Source organism: Pseudomonas sp. GM18 (assembly GCF_000282195.1).
Lineage (GTDB): Bacteria > Pseudomonadota > Gammaproteobacteria > Pseudomonadales > Pseudomonadaceae > Aquipseudomonas.
This window is the reverse complement of the sequence record NZ_AKJT01000027.1, coordinates 1-26,376: the sequence shown is the minus strand read 5'-3', so window position 1 is coordinate 26,376 and position 26,376 is coordinate 1. Positions and strand designations below refer to the sequence as shown.

24 protein-coding genes, 2 tRNA genes and 1 pseudogene are annotated in these 26,376 nt (G+C 59.6%); 14 read left to right on the top strand and 13 right to left on the bottom strand.

The genetic code is table 11. The annotated features are described in order from the left end of the window. The first annotated feature begins 103 nt into the window (after positions 1–103). From modA to PMI21_RS21300, 5 genes are all read left to right on the top strand, one after another. Entirely contained in the window at positions 104–862 is a 759-nt protein-coding gene (gene modA, locus PMI21_RS21280; RefSeq protein WP_007935625.1) for a molybdate ABC transporter substrate-binding protein, read from the top strand. Further along, positions 863–1,543: a molybdate ABC transporter permease subunit gene (gene modB / locus PMI21_RS21285; RefSeq protein WP_007935624.1), complete on the top strand. Its 681-nt coding sequence runs from the start codon at positions 863–865 to the stop codon at positions 1,541–1,543. 3 nt (positions 1,544–1,546) lie between these two features. Next, the gene (modC, locus tag PMI21_RS21290; RefSeq protein ID WP_007935623.1) at positions 1,547–2,626 is read left to right on the top strand and encodes a molybdenum ABC transporter ATP-binding protein; all 1,080 of its coding nucleotides are present in this window, start codon (positions 1,547–1,549) and stop codon (positions 2,624–2,626) included. Positions 2,627–2,707: 81 nt separating this feature from the next. Then, positions 2,708–2,968 (top strand): hypothetical protein, encoded by a 261-nt coding sequence (locus PMI21_RS21295; protein WP_007935622.1) that lies wholly within the window; start codon positions 2,708–2,710, stop codon positions 2,966–2,968. A gap of 131 nt (positions 2,969–3,099) precedes the next feature. Then, complete coding sequence (locus tag PMI21_RS21300; protein ID WP_007935621.1) at positions 3,100–3,348, top strand: hypothetical protein; 249 nt, start codon at positions 3,100–3,102, stop codon at positions 3,346–3,348. A gap of 280 nt (positions 3,349–3,628) precedes the next feature. On the opposite strand, the gene ydiJ is transcribed toward PMI21_RS21300, so the two are convergent. After that, the gene (gene ydiJ, locus PMI21_RS21305) at positions 3,629–6,658 is read right to left on the bottom strand and encodes a D-2-hydroxyglutarate dehydrogenase YdiJ (protein WP_007935620.1); all 3,030 of its coding nucleotides are present in this window, start codon (positions 6,656–6,658) and stop codon (positions 3,629–3,631) included. A gap of 159 nt (positions 6,659–6,817) precedes the next feature. Between ydiJ and PMI21_RS21310 the strand changes: the two genes are divergently transcribed. Both PMI21_RS21310 and PMI21_RS21315 read left to right on the top strand, forming a co-directional pair. After that, a complete protein-coding gene (locus PMI21_RS21310) occupies positions 6,818–7,702 on the top strand; it encodes a LysR substrate-binding domain-containing protein (RefSeq protein WP_007935619.1) in 885 nt (294 codons plus the stop codon). Between the two features lie 16 nt (positions 7,703–7,718). After that, entirely contained in the window at positions 7,719–8,405 is a 687-nt protein-coding gene (locus PMI21_RS21315) for a phytanoyl-CoA dioxygenase family protein (RefSeq protein ID WP_007935617.1), read from the top strand. A 93-nt stretch (positions 8,406–8,498) separates the two neighbouring features. Here PMI21_RS21315 and PMI21_RS21320 read toward each other — a convergent pair whose 3' ends face one another. Both PMI21_RS21320 and PMI21_RS21325 read right to left on the bottom strand, forming a co-directional pair. After that, on the bottom strand, positions 8,499–8,990 hold the full coding sequence (locus PMI21_RS21320; protein WP_007935615.1) for a helix-turn-helix domain-containing protein: 492 nt from the start codon (positions 8,988–8,990) through the stop codon (positions 8,499–8,501). Between the two features lie 99 nt (positions 8,991–9,089). After that, on the bottom strand, positions 9,090–9,926 hold the full coding sequence (locus tag PMI21_RS21325) for an AraC family transcriptional regulator (protein ID WP_007935613.1): 837 nt from the start codon (positions 9,924–9,926) through the stop codon (positions 9,090–9,092). Positions 9,927–10,189: 263 nt separating this feature from the next. Here PMI21_RS21325 and PMI21_RS21330 point away from each other — a divergent pair, with 263 nt between their 5' ends. Then, positions 10,190–11,272, top strand: coding sequence for an NAD(P)/FAD-dependent oxidoreductase (locus tag PMI21_RS21330; RefSeq protein WP_007935611.1), 1,083 nt, complete (start codon positions 10,190–10,192; stop codon positions 11,270–11,272). 188 nt (positions 11,273–11,460) lie between these two features. On the opposite strand, the gene PMI21_RS21335 is transcribed toward PMI21_RS21330, so the two are convergent. Continuing rightward, complete coding sequence (locus PMI21_RS21335) at positions 11,461–12,048, bottom strand: TetR/AcrR family transcriptional regulator (protein WP_007935610.1); 588 nt, start codon at positions 12,046–12,048, stop codon at positions 11,461–11,463. A gap of 149 nt (positions 12,049–12,197) precedes the next feature. Here PMI21_RS21335 and PMI21_RS21340 point away from each other — a divergent pair, with 149 nt between their 5' ends. From PMI21_RS21340 to PMI21_RS21355, 4 genes are all read left to right on the top strand, one after another. After that, the gene (locus tag PMI21_RS21340) at positions 12,198–13,298 is read left to right on the top strand and encodes an alkene reductase (protein ID WP_007935608.1); all 1,101 of its coding nucleotides are present in this window, start codon (positions 12,198–12,200) and stop codon (positions 13,296–13,298) included. Between the two features lie 52 nt (positions 13,299–13,350). Further along, positions 13,351–14,139 (top strand): SDR family NAD(P)-dependent oxidoreductase, encoded by a 789-nt coding sequence (locus PMI21_RS21345; RefSeq protein ID WP_007935606.1) that lies wholly within the window; start codon positions 13,351–13,353, stop codon positions 14,137–14,139. An 84-nt stretch (positions 14,140–14,223) separates the two neighbouring features. Continuing rightward, the gene (locus PMI21_RS21350) at positions 14,224–15,093 is read left to right on the top strand and encodes an alpha/beta fold hydrolase (RefSeq protein ID WP_007935604.1); all 870 of its coding nucleotides are present in this window, start codon (positions 14,224–14,226) and stop codon (positions 15,091–15,093) included. Positions 15,094–15,160: 67 nt separating this feature from the next. Beyond that, the gene (locus PMI21_RS21355; protein WP_007935600.1) at positions 15,161–16,159 is read left to right on the top strand and encodes an NADP-dependent oxidoreductase; all 999 of its coding nucleotides are present in this window, start codon (positions 15,161–15,163) and stop codon (positions 16,157–16,159) included. Positions 16,160–16,221: 62 nt separating this feature from the next. Here the strand turns inward: PMI21_RS21355 and PMI21_RS29450 are convergent, their stop codons facing one another. From PMI21_RS29450 to PMI21_RS21370, 4 genes are all read right to left on the bottom strand, one after another. Next, complete coding sequence (locus tag PMI21_RS29450) at positions 16,222–16,554, bottom strand: hypothetical protein (protein WP_157214294.1); 333 nt, start codon at positions 16,552–16,554, stop codon at positions 16,222–16,224. Next, positions 16,554–16,640: transfer RNA gene (locus PMI21_RS21360), tRNA-Leu, on the bottom strand. The genes PMI21_RS29450 and PMI21_RS21360 overlap by 1 nt, the downstream gene beginning before the upstream one ends. A gap of 195 nt (positions 16,641–16,835) precedes the next feature. Next, positions 16,836–16,909 (bottom strand) — tRNA-Cys (locus PMI21_RS21365). A 241-nt stretch (positions 16,910–17,150) separates the two neighbouring features. Beyond that, positions 17,151–18,053 carry a helix-turn-helix domain-containing protein gene (locus PMI21_RS21370; RefSeq protein ID WP_007935599.1) on the bottom strand — a complete coding sequence of 301 codons (903 nt, stop codon included), beginning with the start codon at positions 18,051–18,053 and terminating at the stop codon, positions 17,151–17,153. A gap of 301 nt (positions 18,054–18,354) precedes the next feature. On the opposite strand from PMI21_RS21370, the gene PMI21_RS21375 reads away from it, so the two are divergent. Both PMI21_RS21375 and PMI21_RS21380 read left to right on the top strand, forming a co-directional pair. Continuing rightward, positions 18,355–19,665 carry an ABC transporter substrate-binding protein gene (locus PMI21_RS21375; protein ID WP_007935598.1) on the top strand — a complete coding sequence of 437 codons (1,311 nt, stop codon included), beginning with the start codon at positions 18,355–18,357 and terminating at the stop codon, positions 19,663–19,665. A gap of 170 nt (positions 19,666–19,835) precedes the next feature. Continuing rightward, a complete protein-coding gene (locus PMI21_RS21380) occupies positions 19,836–20,609 on the top strand; it encodes an L-iditol 2-dehydrogenase (RefSeq protein WP_007935597.1) in 774 nt (257 codons plus the stop codon). Positions 20,610–20,639: 30 nt separating this feature from the next. Here the strand turns inward: PMI21_RS21380 and PMI21_RS30145 are convergent, their stop codons facing one another. From PMI21_RS30145 to nirB, 5 genes and pseudogenes are all read right to left on the bottom strand, one after another. After that, entirely contained in the window at positions 20,640–21,365 is a 726-nt protein-coding gene (locus PMI21_RS30145; RefSeq protein WP_443200757.1) for a methyl-accepting chemotaxis protein, read from the bottom strand. Positions 21,366–21,497: 132 nt separating this feature from the next. Beyond that, positions 21,498–22,253: pseudogene (locus tag PMI21_RS30140) on the bottom strand (MCP four helix bundle domain-containing protein); the annotation flags it as partial. A gap of 119 nt (positions 22,254–22,372) precedes the next feature. Next, complete coding sequence (locus tag PMI21_RS21390) at positions 22,373–22,813, bottom strand: CBS domain-containing protein (RefSeq protein ID WP_007935595.1); 441 nt, start codon at positions 22,811–22,813, stop codon at positions 22,373–22,375. Positions 22,814–22,844: 31 nt separating this feature from the next. After that, the gene (gene nirD, locus PMI21_RS21395; protein ID WP_007935594.1) at positions 22,845–23,231 is read right to left on the bottom strand and encodes a nitrite reductase small subunit NirD; all 387 of its coding nucleotides are present in this window, start codon (positions 23,229–23,231) and stop codon (positions 22,845–22,847) included. After that, positions 23,231–25,792: a nitrite reductase large subunit NirB gene (gene nirB / locus PMI21_RS21400; protein WP_007935592.1), complete on the bottom strand. Its 2,562-nt coding sequence runs from the start codon at positions 25,790–25,792 to the stop codon at positions 23,231–23,233. The genes nirD and nirB overlap by 1 nt, the downstream gene beginning before the upstream one ends. Positions 25,793–26,376 lie beyond the last annotated feature (584 nt).

The following is a 26,376-nucleotide window of genomic DNA, read 5'->3' as shown; positions in this document are numbered from 1 at the left end:
CGCGCGTGAATTCCAACGAGCGCATCCAGCAAGTTCCGTTTACAGGCATTTCGCTATATATTCTGATATATAGCGTTTCACTCGCCTACCACGGAGCCGTTTCATGATCATTCGTGCCTCACGTTTTGCCCCTGTGTGCCTGTTCAGCGTGTTCGCTTTCGGGTCCGCCCACGCGGACGAAGTCCAGGTCGCCGTTGCCGCCAACTTCACCGCGCCGATCCAGGCCATCGCTGCCGATTTCGAGAAAGACACCGGGCACAAACTGGTCACCTCCTTTGGTGCAACCGGCCAGTTCTATACCCAGATCAAGAACGGCGCGCCGTTCGAAGTGTTCCTCTCGGCGGATGACACCACTCCACTAAAACTCGAGACCGAAGGCGACACCGTCAAGGGTTCGCGCTTCACCTACGCCATCGGCACCCTGGCACTGTGGTCGGCCAAGGAAGGTTATGTCGACGCCAAGGGCAAGGTTCTGAGCGACAACCAGTATCAGCATCTTTCCATCGCCAACCCAAAAGCCGCCCCGTATGGCCTGGCTGCCACTCAGGTGCTGGCCAAACAGGGCCTGACCGACAAGGTCAAAGACAAGATCGTTGAAGGCCAGAACATAACCCAGGCTTACCAATTCGTGTCCACTGGCAACGCCGAACTCGGCTTTGTGGCCTTGTCGCAGATCTACAAAGACGGCAAAGTGACCAGCGGTTCGGCCTGGATCGTTCCGGCCAACCTGCATGATCCGATCAAACAAGACGCGGTGATCCTCAACAAGGGCAAGGACAACCCGGCCGCCAAGGCATTGGTTGACTACCTCAAGGGGCCGAAAGCCGCCGCCGTCATCAAGTCCTATGGTTACCAACTCTAAATGACGCTATCGAGTGCCGATTACTCCGCGATCTGGCTGACCCTGAAACTGGCGTCCCTGACCACGGCCATCCTGCTGATTATTGGCACTCCGATTGCGTTATGGCTGTCGCGCACCCAATCCTGGTTGCGTGGCCCGGTCGGGGCGATCGTCGCCCTGCCCCTGGTGCTGCCACCCACGGTGATTGGCTTTTATTTGCTGTTGGCGCTCGGCCCGAACGGGTGGATCGGCCACCTCACCCAATCGTTGGGGCTCGGCACCCTCACCTTCAGTTTTGCGGGGCTGGTGATCGGCTCGGTGCTGTACTCGATGCCGTTCGTGGTCCAGCCGCTGCAAAATGCATTTTCCGCCATCGGCACTCGCCCACTGGAAGTGGCCGCCACCTTGCGCGCCAATCCCTGGGACACGTTCTTCAGCGTGATTGTCCCGCTGGCCCGCCCCGGTTTCATCACCGCGGCCATTCTCGGTTTCGCCCACACCGTCGGCGAGTTCGGTGTGGTGCTGATGATCGGCGGTAACATTCCCGACAAAACCCGCGTGGTTTCAGTGCAGATCTACGATCACGTCGAAGCCATGGAATACGCCCAGGCCCATTGGCTGGCCGGGGCGATGCTGGTGTTCTCCTTTGCAGTGTTGCTGGCGCTCTACTCCAGCCGTAAAACCAAAGCGGCATGGAGCTGATCGATGATTCAAACGCGCTTGAAACTGAGCTATTCGGGATTCACCCTGGATGTCGACCTGCAATTGCCCGGCCGTGGAGTGACTGCGCTCTATGGTCATTCCGGTTCGGGCAAAACCACCTGTCTGCGCTGCATCGCCGGCCTGGAGCAGGCCGAGCAGGGTTTTATCCAGGTCAACGATGAAGTCTGGCAGGACAGCGACAAGCGGATTTTCGTCCCGCCGCATAAACGCGCCCTGGGTTATGTTTTCCAGGAAGCCAGCCTGTTCCCCCATCTGTCGGTACAGGCCAACCTTGAGTTCGGCCTCAAGCGCATCCCTCGCCAGCAGCGCCGGGTCGACATGGCGCATGCCACCGAACTGCTGGGGATTGGCCATTTACTCGACCGCAATCCGCAGAATCTTTCCGGCGGCGAGCGCCAGCGGATCGGCATCGCCCGTGCCCTGCTCACCAGCCCCAAACTATTGCTGATGGACGAGCCACTGGCGGCGCTCGATACCCAGCGTAAAAACGAAATCCTGCCGTACCTGCAACGATTGCACGATGAACTGGACATCCCGGTGCTGTACGTCAGCCATTCCCAGGATGAAGTCGCGCGGCTCGCCGACCACCTCGTCCTGCTCAGTGACGGCAAGGCATTGGCCAGCGGCGCCATCGGCGAAACCCTGGCCCGGCTCGATCTGCCGCTGGCACTGGGCGACGACGCCGGCGTGGTGATCGAAGGGCACGTCAGCGCCTATGACGCCGACTACCAGCTGTTGACCTTGCAACTGCCCGACACCGACTTGAGCATTCGGGTCGCCCATTCGCCGATGACCAAGGGCCAGGCACTGCGCTGCAAGGTCCAGGCGCGGGATGTCAGCCTGAGCCTGCAAGGCGCCGAGCAAAGCAGCATCCTCAATCGCCTGCCGGTCACGGTGATCAGTGAGATCGGCGCCGACAATGCCGCTCACGTACTGATCCGCCTGAATGCCGCCGGCACACCGCTGCTGGCGCGAATCACCCGCTACTCCCGGGATCAACTGGGCGTGCACCCCGGCCAGCAACTCTGGGCGCAGATCAAAGCGGTGGCGGTGCTGGCCTGAATCCGTCGCCGAGACGTATTCAAAGGGGCGCTGAACCGACGAACGACCCACCAGTTTTTTGCATGATCGCAACGGGCTTCTATGCTTGATCTGAACACGAATAGCTTCGGTGACGCCATGGAAGACATTTTCGTTGTGAAACGCTGCAACAAGATCATCGTTCATGGCCGCCGGGCCGGAGAAGTCGGTCACCCACCACCCGCCGCCGCCGTCTGGTATCGCATCGTCGATACCCGCACTCGCGGCTTCATCGGTGACGGCTTCGATCTTGAAGAGGACGCCAGGCGCGAATGCCGCAGGCTTAACGCGGCCAGTTCGCCGGTGTCGCACGGGTTGGCTTGAAGCCGGCCCCTTTCATTTTCCGGGTCTATACTTGAAGGAGCTGAAGGACCAGCGACCCATCGGCAGAAAGCTCGCTCCCCGCGGGCTTTTTGTTGCCCTTTAGCCGATTTCTTTGAACGGAGGTGATTGTCATGTCAGAGAAAGAGTCTATCGCTACCTTGCTCACCCTGCTTGATTCCCGTCAGGCGCGTCTTGCCGCTGCGTGCAAGGAGATCGCCGACTGGGTCGATCATCAAGGGGGGCATCCGACAGCCCTCAGGATTCGTGACCGCCTGAACGACATCGAGAAGGACACGCCGCAGATTCGCAGCGCGCTGTCTGCACTCAAACATGTCGAGCCGCCACTGCCTCGGTTCAAATCAGCCGACCGCGCTATTTGAGCCTGGGACAGAGTCCAATTCAGGACACCTGAGCGGTGACATTTTCGTCACCGTGGCTATGCCTGCCTGCCAGACTCACGCTACATCCCAACCCGGCCCAGTTTGCCGGGATTTTTTATTCGTGCCTTCGGCCATTTCACACCGCCTTCACAAGCCACCTCCTACAGTTCACTTGCTCCTTTGAATAAATCCCCTGGCCCGCCCGCATGCGGGCCATTTTTTTGCCTGCCGTAACGCGCCAGGGAACTGATGCTGCGTGCAATAAGCCGCAGCGTTTGCATCAGCGAACTTGCTGAATAATGCGCTCCAACACAACCTCCAGTGGATGGCGCAATTGCATGTTGGCAAAGCGCTTCACCTGACTGCGACAGGAGTATCCCGTCGCCAGCGCCTCACCCTTTTTGTCCAGCTTGCCGGCCCACGACTGCTCGAAAATGGTCCGCGAGGTGTCCTGGTTTCGGGCCTCATGACCGTAGGTTCCGGACATGCCGCAGCAGCCGGTCGCCTCAGTCGTCAGCTTGAGCCCGAGCCGGGCAAAAACGGTTTCCCATTGCGAAGTGCTGGCCGGGACATTGGTTTTCTCGGTGCAGTGCGCCAACAAACGGAATGTATCAGTCGCGGGATGCGGATTTTCCGGCAACGCATCGCAGAGCCATTCCTGGGGTAGCAGGACCTTTGGGCAATCGTTGAGCCCCGGTACTTTCTGATATTCCTGGCGGTAGACCAGCGTCATCGCCGGGTCCAGGCCCACCAGCGGCACTCCACAGTCGGCGAGCGCCTTGAGCTGATGGGCGTTGCGGATCGCTGCCTTGGCGAAGGCACCGAGGAAACCCTGTACATGCAAAGGCTTGCCGTTGGCGCTATAGGGCGCCAGAAACACCCGATAGCCCAGCTGATGCGCCAACTGGATAAAGCTCGCCAGCAACGGGGTTTCGAAGTACCGGGTGAAGGCGTCCTGCACCAACACCACGCTGCGCTCACGTTGCGCGACAGTGAGCTCGCGCAAGGCTGGCACACTGGCGACAGCGACCTTGCAGCGAGTCAGCGTGGCTTGCAAGTTATGGCGATTGATCAACGGACTGTCGAGCATGCCGACCTGTCGCTCAAGCAGACGACTCACCCATTTCGAACTCATCACCGCGTTGTACAAACCTGGCGCGTAGGCCATGTAAGGCAGGGTGAACTCCAGCGAGCCGATCAGATAGTCGCGCAGCGGGCGTTGATAACGACCGTGGTACAGCTCTAGAAATCGCGAACGGAATTCCGGCACGTTGACCTTGACCGGGCATTGTCCCGCACAGGATTTACAGGCCAGACACCCCGCCATCGCATCGTAGACTTCATGGGAGAAATCCGCCTCGCCGCGCGAGCGCGCCAGGTTATTGCGCAACCGCGTTGGCAACCCGCTCAGCCACGACAACTTGCCTCGGGCCGCTTGCAGTACATCGATATTGGCCGCGCCTTGCAGACGCAACCACTCGCGGATCAATGAGGCCCTGCCCTTTGGCGAATGCTGGCGTTCACGGGTGGCTTTCCACGACGGGCACATCGCATCGTTGGGATCGTAGTTGTAGCAGGCGCCGTTACCGTTGCAGTGCACGGCGGAGCCAAAGCTTTGCCAGACGCGCTCGTCGATTTGCCGATCCAGATCACCGCGCAGCGTGACTTCGTTGACCTTGAGCAAGCCTTGGGCGGCATCCGGCGGGGTGCAGATTTTGCCGGGATTGAGCTGATTGTGCGGGTCGAACGCGCCCTTGAGCGATTGCAGCGCCGGGTACAGCTCGCCAAAAAACCCAGGGACATATTCCGAACGCAAACCTTTGCCATGCTCGCCCCACAGCAGCCCACCATAACGCTGGGTCAGCTCGGCCACGGCATCGGAAATCGGCTTGATCAGAGCGGCCTGGGCCGGATCTTTCATATCCAGCGCCGGACGTACATGCAACACACCTGCATCGACGTGACCGAACATGCCATAGGCCAGGCCATGGCTATCCAGCAAGGCGCGGAACTCAGCGATGTAGTCAGCCAGTTTCTCCGGCGGCACGGCGGTGTCTTCAACGAAAGGCTGCGGGCGAACCTCGCCGTCGACGTTGCCCAGCAGCCCGACCGAGCGTTTGCGCATGGTGTATACGCGGGTCACGGCTTCGGCCCCTTCGGCCAGGGTGTGGCCCAGTCGCTCGATCGTCGTGTCGGCCTGCAGATGCTCCACGAACGACGCCACGCGAGCATTCACGTCCGCCAGATCTTCCCCACTGAACTCCACCAGGTTGATGCCCAGCGTCGCGCGCTCAGCGTCCGTCGGGAAGTACTCGGCGACGCTGTGCCACACGATGTCTTTCATCGCCAGCATCAACACTTTGGAGTCCACGGTTTCGATGGACAACGGCTTGTGCGCCAATAACGCATTAGCGTCGCGCAACGCATCCATGAAGCTGCTGTAGCGCACGTTCACCAACACCGAATACTTGGGAATCGGCAGCACGTTGAGCTTGGCTTCGACGATGTAGCCCAACGAACCTTCCGCCCCGCACAGCACACTGTTGAGGTTGAAACGCCCGTGCTCGTCGCGCAGGTGCGCCAGGTCGTAACCGGTCAGGCAGCGGTTGAGTTTGGGGAACACCGACTCGATCAGGTCGGCCTGGGTTTCCTGAATGTGCCGCGCCGTCCGGTACACCTCGCCGATGCGGCCGGGTTGCGTGCATGCCACGTCCAGCTCCGCGTCGGACAGAGGCCGGCTGTGCAGGCGCTCGCCACCGAGCAGCACACTGTGCAGTTCCAGCACGTGATCGCGGGTCTTGCCATAGGTGCAGCTCCCCTGGCCGCTGGCGTCGGTGTTGATCATGCCGCCGACGGTGGCGCGGTTGGACGTCGACAGCTCCGGGGCGAAGAACAGCCCATGGGGTTTGAGCGCGGCATTCAGCTGGTCCTTGACCACGCCCGCCTGCACCCGCACCCAACGCTCGGCGACGTTGATTTCGAGGATGGTGTTCATGTGCCGCGACAAGTCGACCACGATGCCATCGGTCAATGACTGGCCGTTGGTGCCGGTGCCGCCGCCCCGCGGGGTCAGTTTGATCTGGCGAAAGCGCGGTTCGGCCATCAAGGTCGCGATGCGTGCGATGTCGTCCGCGTCCATGGGGAACACCGCCGCTTGCGGCAGGCGCTGGTAAATCGAGTTGTCGGTCGCCAGCACGGTGCGGGTGGCGTAGTCGGCGCTGAGCTGACCACGAAAGCCACTGGCGCGCAGGGCCTGAAGAAATTCCGGGTAGTGTGCCGCGAGTGCAACGGTGGGCAACTGAGCGATCATCGCAGGCTGTTCTCTTGTCGGTCTAATCATGGGAAAAATCAAAACACTTGTCGCCTGAGCATTAATGGGGCAGCCTCAGGTCGTCGGCTGCGCCAATGATCCTGCAGGCTCTGGCGCCGGACAAACGGATAATCCTGCCGCTATCGATGACTTTTACGAATGAATTACCGTCACCTCACGCCCTCGATGTCGTTGCTGCTGGCCTTTGAGGCCGCCGCCCGCCATGAAAGCTACACTCGCGCCGCGATGGAACTGTCTCTGACCCAAAGCGCCGTGAGCCGGCAAGTCCAGGCGCTGGAACAGCAACTGGGCCTGACGCTGTTTCGCCGTGAAGGCCGGCAAGTGCAGCTGACCGATGTCGGTCGTCTCTACCAGCGGGAAATGAGCGAAGCGCTCGGACGCATCCGCAGCGCCACGTTGCAAGCCATGGCTTATCAATCCGGCAGCGGCACCTTGCGCCTGGCCACCTTGCCGACCTTTGGCTCGAAGTGGTTATTGCCGCGCCTTCATGACTTCTACAAAACCCATCCCGGCATGCTGGTGCACATCAATTCCCGGATCGACGCCATCGACTTCGAAACCAGCGGTATCGATGCCGCGATCGTCGTCGGCAATGCCGATTTGCCGGGCCTGATCAGCCATCGCCTGCACACAGAAGAACTGATGGTGATCATTTCTCCAGAAGCGGCCGAGCTCCATGACGCCTGGACGCCGGAACGCATTGGCGGACAGACACTGCTCAACGTCGCAAGCAACGCCAATGTCTGGGGCGAGTGGTTCAGCCACCACGGCCTGCCCCATCGAATGATGCGGCTGGGGCCGAGTTTCGAACTCACCTCACACTTGATCCAGGCCGTCAGGGCCGGCATCGGCATCGGTTTGGTGCCACGCATTCTAGTGGCCGACGAGTTGGCCAACGCAGAGCTGATCAGCCTCGATCAGCCGTTCGCCAGCCAGCGTAGCTACTACCTGACCTACCCGCCGCGCAACGAAATGCTGCCATCGCTCATCGCGTTCCGTACCTGGTTGCTGGAACAGATCTGAACGAACCGAGGAATCTATGACTAACCGCGAGCAACTCCATCGAGATGGCTTTGCGCTGCTCCGTCGAGCGATCCCGGCCGAGTGGCTGGGCGACCTTCGTGCCGTGTTCGATACGGGCGTGACGCCGGCGGACCAATGGCCAGTGCCGCGCGGCATGGATTGGCGCCATTCGCTGCTGGATTCTGATTCGAAGATTCAGGCGGTGTGTCGTCTGCCGGAGCTGCTGGCAGTGGTTGGTGAGTTGATTGGAGAACGGTTCTTCCTCTCGCAGGTGGAGGGCCGCGAACCTCTTGCCGGAGGCGGTCATCAGCAGCTGCACCGCGACTTGTCGGCCCAACGGCCAGGCGACATTGTGAACGCCATTGCTTATTTCGACGATTATGGCCCCGAGAACGGCGCGACACGTATCGTCCCCGGCAGCCATCGCCCTGACCAGGAAGCGCCGCCATTCGACTTCAATGACGAGTCCCGGTCCGTGCAGCTTTCAGGCTCCGCGGGTGACATCCTGGTGTTTGATGCCGATTTAGTGCATGCGGGCAGTCTGAACTCAATCGGCGTACGCCGTCGCTCCATCCTGATTAGCTATTTTTCGGAGCCTTTGTACGCGTCACACCTGGAAACAGTGAACCTGCGAAGTATTCGGATGGACACGACCGATCGGTTCGATCCTTCGGATTTTGCCTGCTCAAGCCATCCAAAATAGCGGACCGGAAACAAACAAGGAGTGCCTGCCATCAATGGCAGCACCACGCCCGTCCGGGACGGGTGTGGTGGCCTTGATGGATTCTCCAGCCCCCTACAGCTGGGACTTTTTCTGTGCTCGCCACTTTCCTGGGGTCGTACTGAATTTCCTGGAGAACATTCTGGAGAAATGGGATTGATCAGCAAACCCGCACTCCAAGCCCACTTGAGAAATAGAAAAATCAGTTTGCTCGAGGAGTTCTTTCGCTCGGGTTAATCTTGCAAGCTGAAGCCAATCACGTGGGGAGTGGCCCGTAGCATTCTTGAAAGCCCGGGAGAAATGACTTCGTGACAAGGAACACTCCTTGGCTACGGCCGAAATCTGAATGCCGTAATCAAGGTTTTCCATCATGACTTCTTTTGCTTTTCGCTCCTGCCAATAACTCAGTCTGCCCGGCTCGTTATTGGTCGCTATGGGTCGCAGATAGGCGCATGCCATCGTCATGATCTGCTCAGCGCCAAGCCCGGCGGCACCGATTGCGATGGATGCCCGTTTGTCGCCTCCCTGGCTGGACTTGAATACTTCTACAACGTCCACGTCGTTCATTGTGACCTCTCAATGTTGGAGACGAGGTCTATTGTGGCCAGCATCAATTTGGCGAAAGCGCTTGATCGGGCCGTACATGCGCACGTTTAGGCCAGATCGTTAGCGGGGTTTGCGTAGCCCGCTTGGGGTTAGACCCAGGTAGCGATTGAACAGTCGAGCAAGGTAAGAGGGGGAGTCCAGGCCTACCGCGAGGCTGACTTCGAGGATCGATAGTGAAGTGCATGAAACAAGCCGGGCGGCCGTCTCCACTCGGGTGCGGTTGGTGAAATCCAGCAGGGTTTCGCCCGTAATGGCTTTGAAGATACGAGTAAGGTGACGCCGTGACAGGTGAAACTCATGCCCAATCGACTCAATATTCAACTCGGTTTCCAGATTCTCCCGAACGTAGCGCTGTATGTCGCGAACCAGCGTCGCCTGCTGCTGATGTTCACTCGGCTGCGGCAGTGTCTGCTGACAAGCGATAACCCGCGCGCACTCCTCGAAGAGCAGATGATTGAGATGGGGTAATTGGCGCTGAAAGGCCTCCGCAGATGCGCTGCCTTGCAGTTGGTCGTACAGGCGCAAGATACTTTCCAGCGCCTCTGTTCCTTGCCAGATCCCCGATCGATTTACCTGTTTGGCGAAACCGCAGTAACCGTCCATCTGTCCTTGGCGCTTGACGTAAGAGGGTTCGACATACAAGGTCATATGTTTCTCCCGTCCCGGAGCCGCGTGGGTTGCGTGTGCAAAGTCTGCTGGCACAAAGGAAAACGACCGGCGCGAAACGTGAGCTATCTGACTGCTTTCGGTCGACAGAAATAGCCCTCCCTGGCGTGGTAACAGCAGCATATGACAATCGTGGGCGTGCCAATCCACGGCGTAGCCACTGGTGTCGCTAGTCTCCAAGTGAAACACTTCGGGCGACTGACCACTGAGCTTGGACGACATATAGGCCATAAAGCAGCCCCCTTAATAACAGTGCACCGCTGCAATAGCCTCGTCGGGGCAGTTCTGAGCGGCGGATGGCGAATGTCGGTAACAATGGGTGCATCATTATCATATATACCTTCCCAACACGGCACGACCAGACCAAAGCGCTCCTCCCCCCTTGATATTCACCGCTGTCTTGGCCATATCCAATTGGTATTGCGCTGGCTTTGCCGTGCGGGCACTGGGCGAGCATGGCGTATCGTCATTGGGTCAACAGAACGGAGGCTGATATGAGAGATGGCACGGACAAAAGAGTTGTTGTCATTGGCGCGGGCATCGTGGGTGCGTCCCTCGCGTATCACCTGGCCAGCAAGGGCGCGAATGTCATTCTGGTCGAGGCTGGAGGCATAGCGTGCGGCGTGACTGGAAGCTCATTCGCATGGATCAACACTTCACACAACGGGCCCGATCCCATTGCACAGTTGCGTGGTGCAGCAATCGAAGAGTATCACCGACTCGAAACGGAGCTGCCTGGTCTGAAGATACGCTGGACAGGCTCCCTGTCTTATGGCGCGAGCTCAGGTGGCGTGCAGCAAGCCTCAGGCAGCCAGCCTTCGGCAATACCGGTATCCCGCTCCCGGATTCTCACCCTTGAGCCCAACCTCAAGAATCCCCCTCAGCATGCCTTGTATGCAGCGCAAGAAGGCGCGCTGGATGCTGTAGAGGCCACCCATGCCTTGATCGCGGCCGCCCAGGCTCATGGGGCAAAGGTTCTCACGCAGACTCGGGTGCTCGGCTTTACCACCCGGAACGCGAAGGTGACGGGAGTCGAAACCGCAACTGGCGTCATCGATGCCGACATTGTCGTGCTGGCCGCAGGGACTGGCATCACCAAACTGACACAGATGCTAAACGCGCCCCTTCCAATAGAGGCCTCTCCTGCCATGTTCATTCGCTACAAGACACAACCCAATCTCGTGAACACCATCATCTCCAGCCCTGAAATGGAGGTGAGGCAAAGCACGGAGGGTACATTGCTGGCAGCGGAAGATTATTTGGGAGGCGCTTTGGAAAACCAGCCAGCAGCAATAGCGCAAAGAACCGCCAAGGCCATCCAGAACGAACTTCACGGCGTTATTTCCATTGAGCCGGAACTGGCTTGCGTCGGACTCAGGCCGATTGCTGCCGACGGCATCCCCATCATCGGATATCTACCCACTGTCGGCGGGGTATACGTTTGCACCATGCATCCCGGAGTCGCCCTGGCTGCGATAGTGGGCCGTCTTGCCAGCGAGGAGATCATCGACGACAAGGCCTTTTCTGCCCTTGGCCCATGTCGTCCCGGCCGATTCTTTGCGGAAAAGATTTTTTGATTGCGGAAAAAACTAAGGACCTGCATGAGAAACCTCATGCAAACCCTTGATATTCATGGTGCCCGAAGCCGGAATTGGCCGAAAGCCGCCATTCGTGAACCGCAGCAGTCGGCCCAAAGTTGACTTTCTGGTCCGAGCATCAAAATCCGAAGTTCTCCCGAAAACCTCGCTCTGAATGAGCCGCCCTTCTACACCGCTTCCACTTCATCGACCGGCAATGAAGCAAACATTTCAGCTCGGCACACCTCAAGGATCTCATCCGCCAACGCGGAATCATCCGGGCAGGCACGCGACAAAATAATCGCGCCGACAGCACGAGACAGCAGGTCGATCATTTTCTTTCTCCCCTCACCCTCCGCGGCATCCGGCCCCGTCGGATATTTCTCCCCCAGAGTTTGCAGAGTGTGTTCGATCCCTTCGGCAAACGTCGCTTTCACATCGTCCGATTGACGCGCCGCGTCGCCGCACAACGCGGCCATGGTGCAACCGCTGCCACGTCCGTCCCGATGCTCTCTCGTCACATAGACGTCGATGAAGCCCGGAACATCGAGCGCTTCCGCGCCAGTCAGCGATTTGGAAAGGCTGCTGGCAGAGGCTTCGGCCATCAGGTCGGCCTTCGAGCCGAAATGCTTGTAGAAACCTCCGTGGGTGAAGCCGGCAGCCGCCATGAGATCCGACACACCGACGCCGTCGAAGCCGCGCTCACGGAACAGCTCAGAGGCCGTTTCAACGATGTGCTCCCGATTGGCCTGCGCCTGGGCCTTGGTCACTCTCACGTGCAATACCTCATATCCACTGGGAAATCATGCGCTCAATGATACATAGATGCTGACCATAATCAAAACCGTTGACAGCTTAGATTTCGATCATCATCCTAATTGCACTCACAACCGATTTCCATCAACGGGCATGGAAGGAATACCAAATGACCGACCAGAATCTATTCACCCCTTACAGACTTGGCGCCCTCACGCTGTCGAACCGTGTCGTCCTCGCACCACTGACACGCAACCGCGCAGGCGAAGGCTTTGTGCCAAGCGAGTTCGCGGCCACCTATTACAGCCAACGAGCAAGCGCAGGCTTGCTTATCAGCGAAGCCACGCAGATTTCCCAACAGGGTCAGGGCTATCAGGACACCCCCGGAATCTACACGCAGGCGCAGATAGATGGCTGGCGCACAGTGACCGATGCCGTCCACGCCAAGGGCGGAAAAATCTTTCTGCAACTGTGGCATGTCGGCCGCGTGTCGCACGTTGATCTGCAAGAAAACGGCGCCGCTCCCGTGGCCCCTTCTGCGCTACGCGCCGCCACCAAAGTGTTCGTCAACAACCGCTTTGAAGACGTCTCCGAGCCGCGCGCACTGGACATCAGCGAACTGCCGGGGATCGTCTCCGATTTCCGCCAGGCCGCGGCAAACGCCGTCGCCGCCGGGTTCGATGGCGTGGAAATTCACGGCGCGAACGGCTATTTGCTGGATCAATTCCTCAAGGACAGCGCCAACTTGCGCACCGATGCTTACGGCGGTTCGATTGTAAATCGTGCGCGTCTATTGCTCGAAGTGACAGCGGCCGTCGTCAATGAAATCGGCGCGGATCGCACCGGGGTTCGCTTGTCGCCGGTGTCGCCGGCCAACGGCGTTTCCAGCAGCAATCCGCAAGCGCAATTCGATTACGTCGTCGATCAACTCGACGCCCTCGGCGTCGTTTACCTGCACATGGTCGAAGGCGCGACCGGTGGCCCGCGTGACGCGGCGCCATTCGATTTCGGCGCCCTGCGCCAGCGTTTCAAAAACACCTACATCGCCAACAACGGCTATGACCTGGACCTGGCGACATCGCGGCTCGCCGAAGACCAGGCTGATCTGATCGCGTTCGGTCGCCCGTTCATTGGCAACCCGGATCTGGTGGAACGCCTCAAGACCGGCGCAGCCTTGTCCGCCTTCAATCCCGCCACCCTCTATGGCGGCGGCGCGGCAGGCTACATCGACTACCCGACGTTGGTTGAATCGGGCGCCACCGCAAGCTGAGCAATCAGTGATCGCGCTTTCTGTTTCACACATCCTGAAAGAGAGATAACCCATGAGCACTCGCCCTACTGTTTTCATCACTGGCGCCTCCACCGGCATTGGCGCCGTCTACGCCGAGCGCTTCGCGCAACGCGGCCACGATCTGGTACTGGTCGCCCGAGACCAGGCTCGCCTGGACGCACTTGCAGCTCGCTTGCGCAGCGAACACGGCGTCGCCGTCGATGTGATCCCGGCGGATCTGACCCAACTCAGTGATCTGACAACCGTTGAAGCACGCCTGCGCGACGACGCCCGTATCGGCATCCTCGTCAATAACGCTGGCGCCGCTCTGTCCGGCAACTTCATCGACCAAAGCACCGACAGTGTTGCGCAACTGGTCGCCCTCAACACCACGGCGCTGGTGCGGCTCGCCAGCGCCATCGCCCCACGCCTGGCCAAAGCAGGCGACGGTGCGATCATCAACATCGGTTCGGTGGTGGGTCTTGCGCCGGAGTTCGGCATGTCGGTCTACGGTGCGACCAAGGCGTTTGTGCTGTTCCTTTCCCAAGGTCTGAGCCTGGAACTTTCGCCTCTGGGCGTCTACGTGCAGGCCGTGCTGCCGGCCGCAACCCGCACGGAGATCTGGGATCGCTCTGGCATCGACATCAACACCTTGAACGAAATCATGGAAGTGAGCGATCTGGTGGATGCCGCGCTGGTCGGTTTTGATCGACGTGAGCCGGTGACTATCCCGCCGCTGCACGAAGCTGAACGCTGGGATGGCCTGCAGACCGCACGTCAGGGCCTGCTGCAGCAAATCCGCCAGTCTGCGGTTGCCCAGCGCTACCAACCCCCACAGTGATCTTTTTGTAGCGAACACCCATGCCGGATTCGATGCAGGCGCCCAGGGTACTGCGCCGAATGCGGCCCTCTGTTCGGAGTAGACATGGCTCCCACGAATACAAATGACCCCGCCGGCTCGCAGACGTCGTTCATCAACGCATCGAACCAGTCGATCACGGTCAACGGCATTCCCTTCGCCTATCGCGACATCGGCCCCAAGACCGACGTTCCCCTCGTACTGTTCAATCATTGGGGCGCGGTACTGGACAACTACGACCCTGGGATCATCGATGGCCTGGCACAAACAAGGCGCATCATTGCCACCGACTATCGCGGGATCGGCGGCTCTGGTGGAATCGCGCCACTGACGGTCGGCGAAATGGCTGACGATGCCATCCAACTGATACATGCGCTGGGTTTTGAGACAGTTGACGTGCTCGGTTTCTCGCTCGGCGGCTTCGTCGCTCAGGACATCGCCCTGAAGGCGCCCGCGTTGGTGCGCCGTTTGATTCTCGCGGGCACCGGACCGGCCGGCGGCACCGGTATCGACAAGGTCGGCTCGGTGAGGTGGCCATTGATGATCAAAGGCTTGCTGAACTTGCGAGATCCCAAGTTCTACCTGTTCTTTACTTCGACGCCCAATAGCCGTCGAGCCGCCTCGCAATATTTGCAACGCCTGAAAGAACGCAAAAAAGATCGTGATAAAGGCCCGACGCCCAGCGCTTTCCTACGGCAGTTGAAAGCCATCACCGCGTGGGGCAAACAGGCGCCGCAAGACCTCGGGCACTTGCGGACGCCGACGCTGATCGTCAACGGCGACAACGACATCATGGTGCCCAGCGTTAACTCGATAGCGCTGGCGAACCGCATCCCCAACGCACAACTGGTTATTTATGAAGACGCCGGGCACGGTGGCATTTTCCAGCACTACGTTGACTTTGCGACCAAGGCACTGGCGTTCCTTGATGCCTGACAACGCGCGCAGCAACGCCGCAAACGCACCGCCCACCCTCTTTCCAACCGACAAGAGCCGCACCACGATGAAAGCATTTTTAATTGATCGCTACGGCAAGAACACCGGGCGCATTGGCGAAGTCCCCGCCCCCGCGGTGGGCGCCCACGACGTATTGATTGAGGTACACGCCAGCAGCGTCAACCTGCTGGATTCGAAGATCAGCAAAGGCGAATTCAAACTGATCCTGCCCTATTCATTTCCGCTGGTACTGGGCAATGACCTGGCGGGCGTCGTGGTTGAGGTTGGCTCGCAAGTGAAACGCTTCAAACCGGGAGACGAGGTCTACGCTCGCCCGCCCGAAGCGCGGATCGGGACGTTCGCTCAATTGATCGCCGTAAACGAAAACGCGATCGCCCTGAAACCTGCCAATACCAACATGGCACAAGCCGCGTCCATCCCCTTGGTCGCGCTGACCGCCTGGCAAGTGCTGGTCGAAACCGCCCAACTGAAAAAGGGCCAGAAAGTGCTGATACACGCTGGCTCCGGCGGTGTCGGCACCCTCGCCATCCAACTTGCCAAACACCTCGGCGCCTTCGTCGCGACCACCACCAGCACCGCGAATGTCGAATGGGTGAAGGCGCTGGGGGCCGACCTGGTAATCGACTACACACAGCAGAATTTCGAAAGTGTCTTGCACGACTACGACGTGGTGTTGAACAGCCTCGGCGCGGACGTACTGGAGAAGTCACTCAAAGTCCTCAAGCCCGGCGGCCAACTCATTTCCATCTCAGGGCCACCTACTGCGCAGTTCGCGCAGGAGCAAGGGTTGTCCTGGCCATTGGAGCAAGTCATACGCCTGCTGAGCCTCGGTATTCGACGCAAGGCACGCAAGCAGGACGTCAGCTACGCGTTCGTGTTCATGCGGGCCGATGGCGCCCAACTGCAACAAATCACCGCGCTCATTGAGGCCGGAATCATCAAACCCGTGGTTGACCGCTCCTTCACCTTTGAATCAACTGCAGAGGCATTGAAGTACGTCGAGCAGGGACGAGCCAAGGGCAAGGTCGTTGTTACGATCAAATGACTATGCCGCCTATCGATAAGTCGACCGCAGAGGCCGAGCGACGTTTGCCGCTTCAGCAGCCATCATCCGTGGCGACTTCGCCAGAGTTGCAGAAACAGGGAGAGCTGCAACCGGATGTTGTGCCTGTTGAACCGCCAGTGATCGTTTGGCGCAGTTTGATGCTTGAGCAGTAGGACGAAGCGGGTTGCATGGATGGGGATGCGGGCATGGCTAGCTCCAACTACCGCAAACGCAACCGTCGGAATGACAGAGCAGTACATTCGAATGCGTAAAGGGATGAAAGTCACGCCCACAAAATGACCAGTGGTAGCGAATTGCGGAGCAGAGATAGATTTTTGCGGTGCAAAGAAATAAGGGCTTGCATGAGAAACCTCACGCAAGCCCTTGATATTCATGGTGCCCGAAGCCGGAATCGAACCGGCACGCCCTTACGAGCGGGGGATTTTAAGTCCCATGCGTCTACCAGTTTCGCCATTCGGGCGGTAGCGCGGTAAGCAGTCTGAAGACTGTCCAAATAACGATCTGGCAGTTCTGACGCTTGTGCAACAGAGGGGGAAATATATACATCCCGCCCCGGTGAAGCAAGTTCGCAAATCCCCTTTTCAAGACTAAATCTTGCAGGACTGCGAAAATAAAAAAGCTCCGTAGATCATGGATCTACGGAGCTCGTTTAAAGTGGAGGCCGAAGTCGGAATCGAACCGGCGTAGGTGGATTTGCAATCCACTGCATAACCATTTTGCTATTCGGCCTCAAACATCTGATGTTCAGTAGCACAACATCAAACGTGTAAACTCGTATCTGGAAACAAGATTCTAATCTAGCTTCCAACCCTTTGAAATCTAAGGGGTTTTCGTGTTCCTGAATCAGGAATGGACGCAATTCTGGACTGGTTCGAAAGGCATGTCAAGAACTGGAAGAAAATAATTCCAGATGCGCTAACGCCACTACCCGCTTGCTTTCGAGACTAACACTTCAGCGCCACAGAAAGCGCTACCCGCCGCAAGATGCGCGCTGTAACCGCTGCCGATACTCACTGGGCGTCTCGTGCATTTCATGGCGGAAGTGCCGATTGAAATTCGACAAGTTGGCGTACCCGACTTCAAAGCAGATATCGGCAACGCTAAAACTGCTTTGCGCCAGCAAACGGCAGGCACGCTGGACTCGCAGTTTGCGCGTCAGGTCGACGAAGGTATGGCCGGTGGCGCGCTTGAAGAATTTAGAGAAGGCCGGCTCGTTCATGTCCAGACGCTGGGCGATGACCGACATCCGCAACTCGTCGGCGAGGTCGTTCAGGATGTAGTCGAAAACAATGCTCATGCGCTGGGCCGTCAATGCGTCGAGCATGGGCGCGTATTGCAGGCTGGCAAGCGTTTGTCTCTCGCTGTCGGGGGCCGATGCCAGTAGTTGCAGCAACGACAAGAACAGGCACAGTCGCTGCAAGCCGTGGCATTGGCCGATGTCTTCCAGCAGTCGGGCCGCCTTCTTGCGGGTGTTGCCATGAAATTCGATGCCCTGCGCCGCCTGGCGAAACAGGCTTTGCAACTCGCTGAGCTCCGGGACCTTGTCGCGCAGTTGCATCAGCATCTGGCCATCGAATTGCAACACCACGTCACGGCCGGTAATCACCTCTCCCTTGCCCAGATCACTGATCCAGTCGTGAGGCAGGCCAGGCCCGATCAGGGCGACATGACCGGCCTCGAACACGCCAATGTAGTCACCGGCCAACAGCCGACCGCTGCCTTCGCGGATCAGGTGGATCTCGAATTCCGGATGATGGTTCCAGCGCGCCAGGTCGAAGGGATAGTCGTGCTCATACCAACGAAAGCTGTGCTGGGGCTCGTTGAGGATGACTTCAAGCGCTGGCGGCTTGTCTGCGGTTGCGTGATGGTTCATCACCCTGGCGATTCCGTTTTTGTTGGTTTTATCTAGGTAACGCGAAGCCTGGGACGAGTCGAAGTCTCGGGACGCTGACATGAGACTCGCATTAATGACTCCCGGTGCCTAGCGCGTTACATGGCGCCCACTGATACTTTTTTCCACGGTCAAAAAAGTATCAGTGGCGCGTATGCCATTCATTTGTTCGCTGCTTGGGTAGCTGCAATTCTGTGGTCATCCCGATGCGGCTATGACCCGCACCGTGGCCTACAACAACAATAAAAGCTTCTGCCGCCCAAGGCGCAGAGCGGAGAACACGATGAAGATCATTCCAAGCGCGCTTTTTCTGTCCGCCGGCCTGTGCTCTGCCCTGCTCTGCCAGGCAGGTGAAACGGTGACCATCGCCACCGTGAACAACAGCGACATGATCCGCATGCAGCGACTGTCCAAAACTTTCGAACAGCTGCACCCCGACGTGAAGCTCAACTGGGTGGTGCTTGAGGAGAACGTGTTGCGTCAGCGCCTGACCACCGACATTGCCACTCAGGGCGGCCAGTTCGACGTGCTCACTATCGGCACTTACGAAACTCCCTTGTGGGGCGCCAAGCATTGGCTGGAGCCGATAAAGGACCTGCCCGCCAGCTATGACCTCGAAGATATTTTCCTTGCGGTTCGCCAGGGGTTATCGGTCAACGACACGCTCTATGCCCTGCCGTTCTATGGCGAAAGCACCGTCACCTATTACCGAACCGACCTGTTCAAGAACGCCGGCCTGAGCATGCCCGAGCACCCGACATGGACGCAGCTCGGCGAGTTCGCCGGCAAGCTGCACCAACCGGATAAAGAACAGTATGGAATGTGCCTGCGCGGCAAGGCCGGTTGGGGTGAGAACATGGCGCTGCTGACGACCATGTCCAACGCCTTTGGCGCGCGCTGGTTCAATGAGCAGTGGCAGCCGCAACTCACCGGGCCGCAATGGACCGCCGCCGCCAACTTCTACGTCAACACCCTCAAGCAGTACGGCCCACCGGGGGTGTCGAGCAATGGCTTCAACGAGACGCTGGCCCTGTTCAACAGTGGCAAATGCGCAATCTGGGTCGATGCCAGCGTCGCCGGGTCCTTCATCACCGACACAACACAAAGCAAGGTGGCCGACGATGTTGGTTTCGTCGCCGCCCCCACACAAGTCACCGACAAGGGCTCGTCCTGGCTCTATGCCTGGTCACTGGCCATCCCGGCGACATCCAAACACAAGGACGCCGCCAAAGCCTTTGTGACCTGGGCCACCTCCAGGGAATACATCCAACTGGTTGCCGAGACGGATGGCATCAGCAACGTACCACCGGGCACCCGTATGTCGACCTACAGCGACGCCTATTTGCAGGCGGCGCCCTTCGCCGCTGTCACGCTGAAAATGATGCAGAACGCCGACCCGGCGCACCCGTCGGTCCAGCCCGTGCCCTACGTCGGTATCCAATACGTGACCATTCCCGAATTCCAGGCGATTGGCACGTCGGTCGGCAAGCTGGTATCCGCGGCGCTCACCGGGCAGATGCCGGTGGAACAGGCCCTGGCCTCCGCACAGCAAAGCACCGAACGCGAGATGAAGCGCGCCGGTTATCCAAAATAGCAGCGGCTTGACGCGGAACCTGTAGGAGCGAGCGGTGCGGCGATCCGACTTGACCGCGAAGAATGCACCGCCGTTTTTCAGGTATTACGCGTCATCGTTCTTCGCGGGCAAGCCTCGCTCCTACTGCCCTCAACGGGCGTCTCTTTAGCTCTAACGACTGGATGGAAACAATGAAACGTCTAGAAGGAAAAAGTGCCCTGATTACCGGTTCCGCCAGAGGAATAGGCAGGACCTTCGCGCAAGCCTATATCCGCGAAGGCGCCAGGGTCGCGATCGCCGACATCAACCTGGAACGCGCACAAGCCACCGCGGTGGAGTTGGGCCCCAATGCCTATGCAGTCGAGATGGACGTGACCGATCAGCAATCCATCGACACTGCCATCGCCACGGTGATCGCCACCGCAGGCAAGCTCGACATCCTGATCAACAACGCGGCGCTGTTTGATCTCGCGCCGATCACAGACATTACTCGCGACAGCTACGAACGGCTGTTCTCGATCAATGTTTCCGGCACCCTGTTCACGCTGCAGGCTGCGGCCAAGCAGATGATCCGTCAGGGCCACGGCGGCAAGATCATCAACATGGCCAGCCAGGCCGGGCGGCGCGGTGAAGCGTTGGTCGCGGTGTATTGCGCGACCAAAGCGGCGGTGATCAGCCTCACGCAATCGGCCGGTCTCAACCTCATTCCCCATCGCATCAACGTGAATGCCATCGCGCCGGGGGTGGTGGACGGTGAGCATTGGGATGGCGTCGATGCGCTGTTTGCCCGCTATGAAAACCGGCCACTCGGGGAAAAGAAAAGGCTGGCGGGTGAGGAAGTCCCTTACGGGCGTATGGGCACGGCGGATGACCTTGTCGGCATGGCGATTTTCCTGGCATCGGCCGAGAGCGACTACATCGTGGCGCAGACCTATAACGTCGATGGCGGCAACTGGATGAGCTGACTGGCCCTGATAACAGGGCCAGCCAATGCCTCAAAGGCGAAACCGATCCACCGACTGCGAGAGCTGCCCGGCCAGGCTGGACAGCTCATCGGTGGTCGAGGCGGTCTGGTTGATCACCTTGCTGTTGCCTTCGGACATGCCGGCAATCATTTCCACCTGATGCGCGATTTCGTTACTGGCCAGGCTCTGCTCACCGATCGTGCGGCTGATGTCATTGACCAGCTCCGTGGTATTGAGCGTGGCCTGGAGGATTTCGCGGATGGCGCGCTCGACGTCGGCGGTCACCGCCATGCCTTTGTCGACCTGCACAACGCCCGCCTCCATGCTGCTGACCGCCTCGCGGGTGCTTTGCTGGATGCGCGCGACCATCGCGGCGATTTCCTGAGTGGAGGCGCTGGTGCGGCCTGCCAGGCTGCGCACCTCGTCGGCCACCACCGCGAAACCACGACCCTGTTCACCGGCGCGGGCGGCCTCGATGGCGGCGTTAAGCGCCAACAGGTTGGTTTGATCGGCGATGCCCTTGATCACCTGAATGATGCTGAAAATCCCCTCGGACTCCTTGTCCAGGGTGCGGATCACCTGGGCCGACTGCTGCGCCGAACGGGCAATCCCGTCCATGTCGCTGACCACTTGATGAATCACCCGGCCGCCGTCCTTGGCCAGCTCCTCGGCCTGGTTGGCCATGTTCAACGCTCGCTCGGCATGCCGGGTGATTTCCTCGATGCTCGCGGTCATTTCGCTGGCCGCCGCGGCCATGGTGCTGGCGGCAACGCTTTGCTGCTGGCTGCTGCCCGCGACCTGATGGCAACCGCTGCTCAACTGCTGGCTCATGCCACTTACGCCATGGGCATTGCTGCGAACCACTTCGATCATGCCGCGCAGGTCTCGCTGCATGGTTGCCAGGCTGCGAATCAAGGTGCTGGCTTCGTCCTTGCGGGTGGGCTCGACGATAGGCTCGCTCAGGTTGCCATGGGCGATGCTGTCGGCAATCCGGCTGGCGATCTGCAACGGCCCCATGATGCTCAGGATGACCGAGCGTCCCAGGGCGAGCAGCAGCAACAAGCTGGCGATGAGTACGGCGCCGAGGGTGAAGTTGGCACTGCTGATGGTTTGCCGAGTGCCCGCGCTGGTCTGTTGGGTGTTGGTTTCGATCAGCTCACTGAGGGTGGCCATCTGGTCTTCCAGTTGGCTGAACGCGTTATTGAACGTACCCAGTTGCTGTTGTGCGGAGTCCGGATCATCCAGCGCCAGCCCGACAATGCGCTCGGCGGCACTGATGTACGTATCGAGGCTTGGCTTGATCTTGCCCAGCGCGGCCTTGAGGGTGTCGTTGACCGGCAGCTTGAGGTTGTCACCGAGCATCTCGCGAAAATGCGCGGCATGCTCATTGAGTGAACTGCGCACCTCGGCCTTACTGCTGGGGCTCTTGCCCAACCCTACCAGCATCGCCGACAGAACATCGGCGCGCAGCGCATCGTGCATCATGTCGGCTTCGAGGTGGTTGCGCAGCGCGGTCATGCTGACCTCGTTGTCACTCACCGCTTCAGCCATCCGTGTATTGCCCACATAGCTGACCAGACTCACGATCAGGGCGGTGAGCAAACTGGTGCCGATCAACAAGATCAAACGTAATTTTATGGACACTCGATGAATCCCCTGGCGGCATTTGCGTGGTCAACTGTTGGGGTTATCGACTGTTCCAGTCGGTTACTTAGGCTTATTTCCACTCAAGCCGTTATTTACGACCTACGGTACGCGCGGGCTCAATGCCCGCGAATGTAGTGCTCAAGTTGCCGAATCAAATCGGCCTGCTCGACGATGGCTTCCTTGACCAGATCGCCGATCGACAGCAGCCCGATCAGTTCCCCACCCTCCAGCACCGGCAGATGACGCAAATGACTGTCGGTCATCACCTCCATGCAGCGCTCGATACTCTGCAAACTGTCGGCGGTCACCACCGGCGCGCTCATGATCTCGCGCACCGGCGTGCCGACCGAAGAACGCCCCTGTAGCACCACCTTGCGCGCATAGTCGCGTTCGCTGATGACGCCGACCACCTGCCCTTCTTCGATCACGGGTAGCGCGCCGACGTTCTTCTCGGCCATCATTTTCAGGGCGTCGAGGACCATCTGATCCGGTGCGATGCTGTGCACCTGCTGGTTTTGCACGACCTTCAGTTTCAGCAACTGTGCGGCTGTTTTCATCAACGTTCTCCGATACGGTTCAGGGCGACGGTCAAGCCGCCGCGACTTCCACGACGCCGGCGTTCAGACGCACCGGCCACACCCGTAGACGCTGCTCCGGGTACTCCAGGCAGCTGCCGTCTTCAAGACGGAAATGCTGCTTGTAGATCGGCGACGCCACCACCAGATCGCCCTTGAGACTGCCGATCAGTCCGCGGCCAATCACGTTCGCGCCGGATTGCGGATCATGGTTGTCGATGGCGTAGAGGGTGCGGCCTTCGGCTTGGGGCAGGTAGAACAGCGCCACCTGGGCGCCGTCGAGCCAGACCACGACGCCGGAGTTGCTGACCAGATCCTGCTGGCTGCACACCGCCTGCCAGGCCTGGGCATTGACCGCGGTTGCAAGGGCATCGACACGCTGGGTAGTGGACTGGCTCATCAGGCATTCTCCTCGGTGACAGGGATAAGGTTGAGTTCGGCGGCCATGATCGGCCGGCGCTGACCGCGTTCCTGGACAAAATGGATGTCCGGGTCCGGGCGTTGATCGTTGACGAAGGTGCGGAAGCGCTTGAGTTTTTCCGGGTCTTTGAGGGCATTGGCCCATTCGCATTCGTAGCGGTTGACCACCAGTTGCATCTGCGACTCAAGTTCGGCGCCAAGCCCCAGGCTGTCGTTGATGATCACGTCCTTGAGGTAATCCAGGCCTCCCTCCAGGCTTTCGCGCCAGACCGAGGTGCGCTGCAATTTATCGGCAGTGCGGATGTAGAACATCAGGAAGCGGTCGATGTAACGGATCAGGGTTGCATCGTCCAGGTCGGTGGCGAACAGCTCGGCGTGGCGCGGGCGCATGCCGCCGTTGCCGGCCACATAGAGGTTCCAGCCGTTCTCGGTGGCAATCACGCCCACGTCCTTGCTCTGCGCCTCGGCACATTCACGGGTGCAGCCAGAAACGGCGAACTTGAGCTTGTGCGGCGAGCGCAGGCCTTTGTAGCGATCTTCGAGGGTCAGGGCCATTTTCACGCTGTCCTGCACGCCGTAACGGCACCAGGTGCTGCCCACGCAAGACTTCACGGTACGGGTCGATTTGCCGTAGGCGTGCCCGGTTTCGAAACCGGCTTCGATCAGCTCGGACCAGATGTCCGGCAGCTGATGCAACTGCGCGCCGAACAGGTCGATCCGCTGGCCGCCGGTGATTTTGGTGTAGAGGTCGTATTTCTTCGCCACCACACCGATCGCGATCAGTTTGTCGGCGGTAATCTCACCGCCAGCAATGCGCGGCACTACCGAATAGGTGCCGTTTTTCTGCATGTTGGCCATGAAGGTATCGTTGGTGTCCTGCAACGGCACCAGCGAGGGGTCCATGATTGGTTGGTTCCAGCACGAGGCGAGGATCGAGCCCACCGCCGGTTTGCACACGTCGCAACCGGTGTGACCACGGCCGTGCTTGGCCAGCAGTTCTTCGAAGGTGATCACCCCTTCTACCCGCACCAGCGCATAAAGCTCCTGGCGGGTATAGGCGAAGTGTTCGCACAGGCTCTTGTCAACACTGACGCCACGGGCAATCAGTTCATGCTCGAACACTTGCTTGAGCAGCCCCGCGCAACCGCCGCAACCGGTGCAGGCCTTGGTCTGCGACTTGAGCAGGCCGAGGTCGGTGCAGCCACCGTCGATGGCCGAGCAGATCGAGCCCTTGGTGACGTTGTGGCAGGAGCACACCGTCGCCGACTCGGGCAACGTGCCCGGGCCCAGGGTTGGTGCACCGGCGGACGATGGCAGAATCAGGCTGGCCGGTTCCGACGGCAAGGCAATGCCGTTCTGCATGTATTGCAGCAAGGTGTCGTAATAGCTGTTGTCGCCGACCAGTACCGCGCCAAGCACACGCTTGCTGTCAGCATCCACCACCAGGCGGCGGTAGCTGGCCGTCGCTTCATCGATGAACTGATAACTGCGCGCACCCGGCGTCTGCGCATGGGTATCGCCGATGGAGCCGACGTCAACGCCGAGCAGTTTGAGCTTGGTCGACATGTCGGCGCCCTGGAACGGCTCGGCAGCTTGATTGCACAGCAGGGACGCCACGCCACGGGCCATCTGGTAACCGGGGGCGACCAGGCCGAAGAGGCTGCCATTCCAGGCGGCACATTCGCCGATGGCGTAGATGTGCGGGTCGCTGGTCAGGCACTGGTCGTCGATTACCACCCCGCCACGGGGGCCGATGTCCAGCGCACATTGGCGGGCCAATGCATCTTGCGCACGAATGCCGGCGGAGAACACGATCAGGTCGGCTTCGAGAAATTCGTCGTTGGCAAAATTCATCCGGTAGCGGTATTGCTCGCCGACACTGATCGACTGCGTGCCACGTGACAAGTGCACACCCACGCCGAGCCGCTCGATTTGCGCCTTCAGCGCCAGGCCACCCTGCTCGTCCAGTTGCACCGGCATCAGGCGCGGGGCGAATTCCACTACATGCGCTTCCAGGCCCAGGCTTTTCAGGGCGTTGGCGGCTTCCAGGCCGAGCAGGCCACCGCCGACCACCACGCCACGCCGGGCATTGGCCGCCGCCGCACGAATCGCGTCGAGGTCTTCAAGGGTGCGGTACACCAGGCGCGAGTCGCCCTCTGCGCCTTCAATAGGCGGCACGAAAGGATAAGACCCGGTAGCCAGAACCAGTTTGTCGTAAGCGACGCAACCTTGCGCGGTGATCACCTGACGCCGGGCGCGGTCGATTTCCAGCACCGGCACACCCAGATGCAGGGTGACGCCCGGCGTCTGGTACAGGGAGGCTTCGCCCAGAGCCAGCGATTCGGCATCGCGACCGCCGAAATACTCGGACAGATGCACACGGTCGTAGGCGCGCATCGGCTCTTCACTGAAGACATGCAGCCGGTAGTGGTCGAGGGCGCCGCGCTCGATGAGCTGCTCGACACAATGATGTCCGACCATGCCATTGCCGATCACGATCAGCGTTTGCAGTTTGTTCAATGCGGCAACATTGGAATTCATAGTAAGCACCCAGCCAAAGCCAATCACGGTTAAAAAAGCAAAAAAAAACGCCTGAAACCTCTCGGTTTCAGGCGTCTTTGCCTGTTCTCGCGGTGTTCGACCTGGCGTCTTCGCCTGATCCACCGATGTTGCCCACGACCTGCCCGGCCGGTCGATCTTCGTTGATCGAGTGGGCTGCCCCTCTTTTTCAGATGAGGCTGAAGGGAGAATGCAGCCTTTGTGCCAGTCCGCGGCGTATGACTTCTTTGGTTCTGGAAAGCCGACTGCTGAACGATGGGCGAATGTGATAAACACCGTGACCCAGGCGGGTTTCATCAGGCGCGAGTCAGATTTGCAGCCCCCCGAGAGAGGGTGGGCGAACGTTGGAGCTGAAGGAAGGAAAAGCTCAGGAAACCGCTTCGCACTGGTGCACGTTGTCAGGCGTGGCTCTTTAAAAGTGCATGCGCTACGCCCTGCTGCGCATTTCCCGGTGCCATTCAGGCAAGCGTCAATGCCGGTCTGTAGCAGCTGTCGAGCCTGCGAGGCTGCGTTCGGCTGCGTAGCAGTCGTCAAACCAGTGATTGCGGTGTGTCAGGCAGACCGCG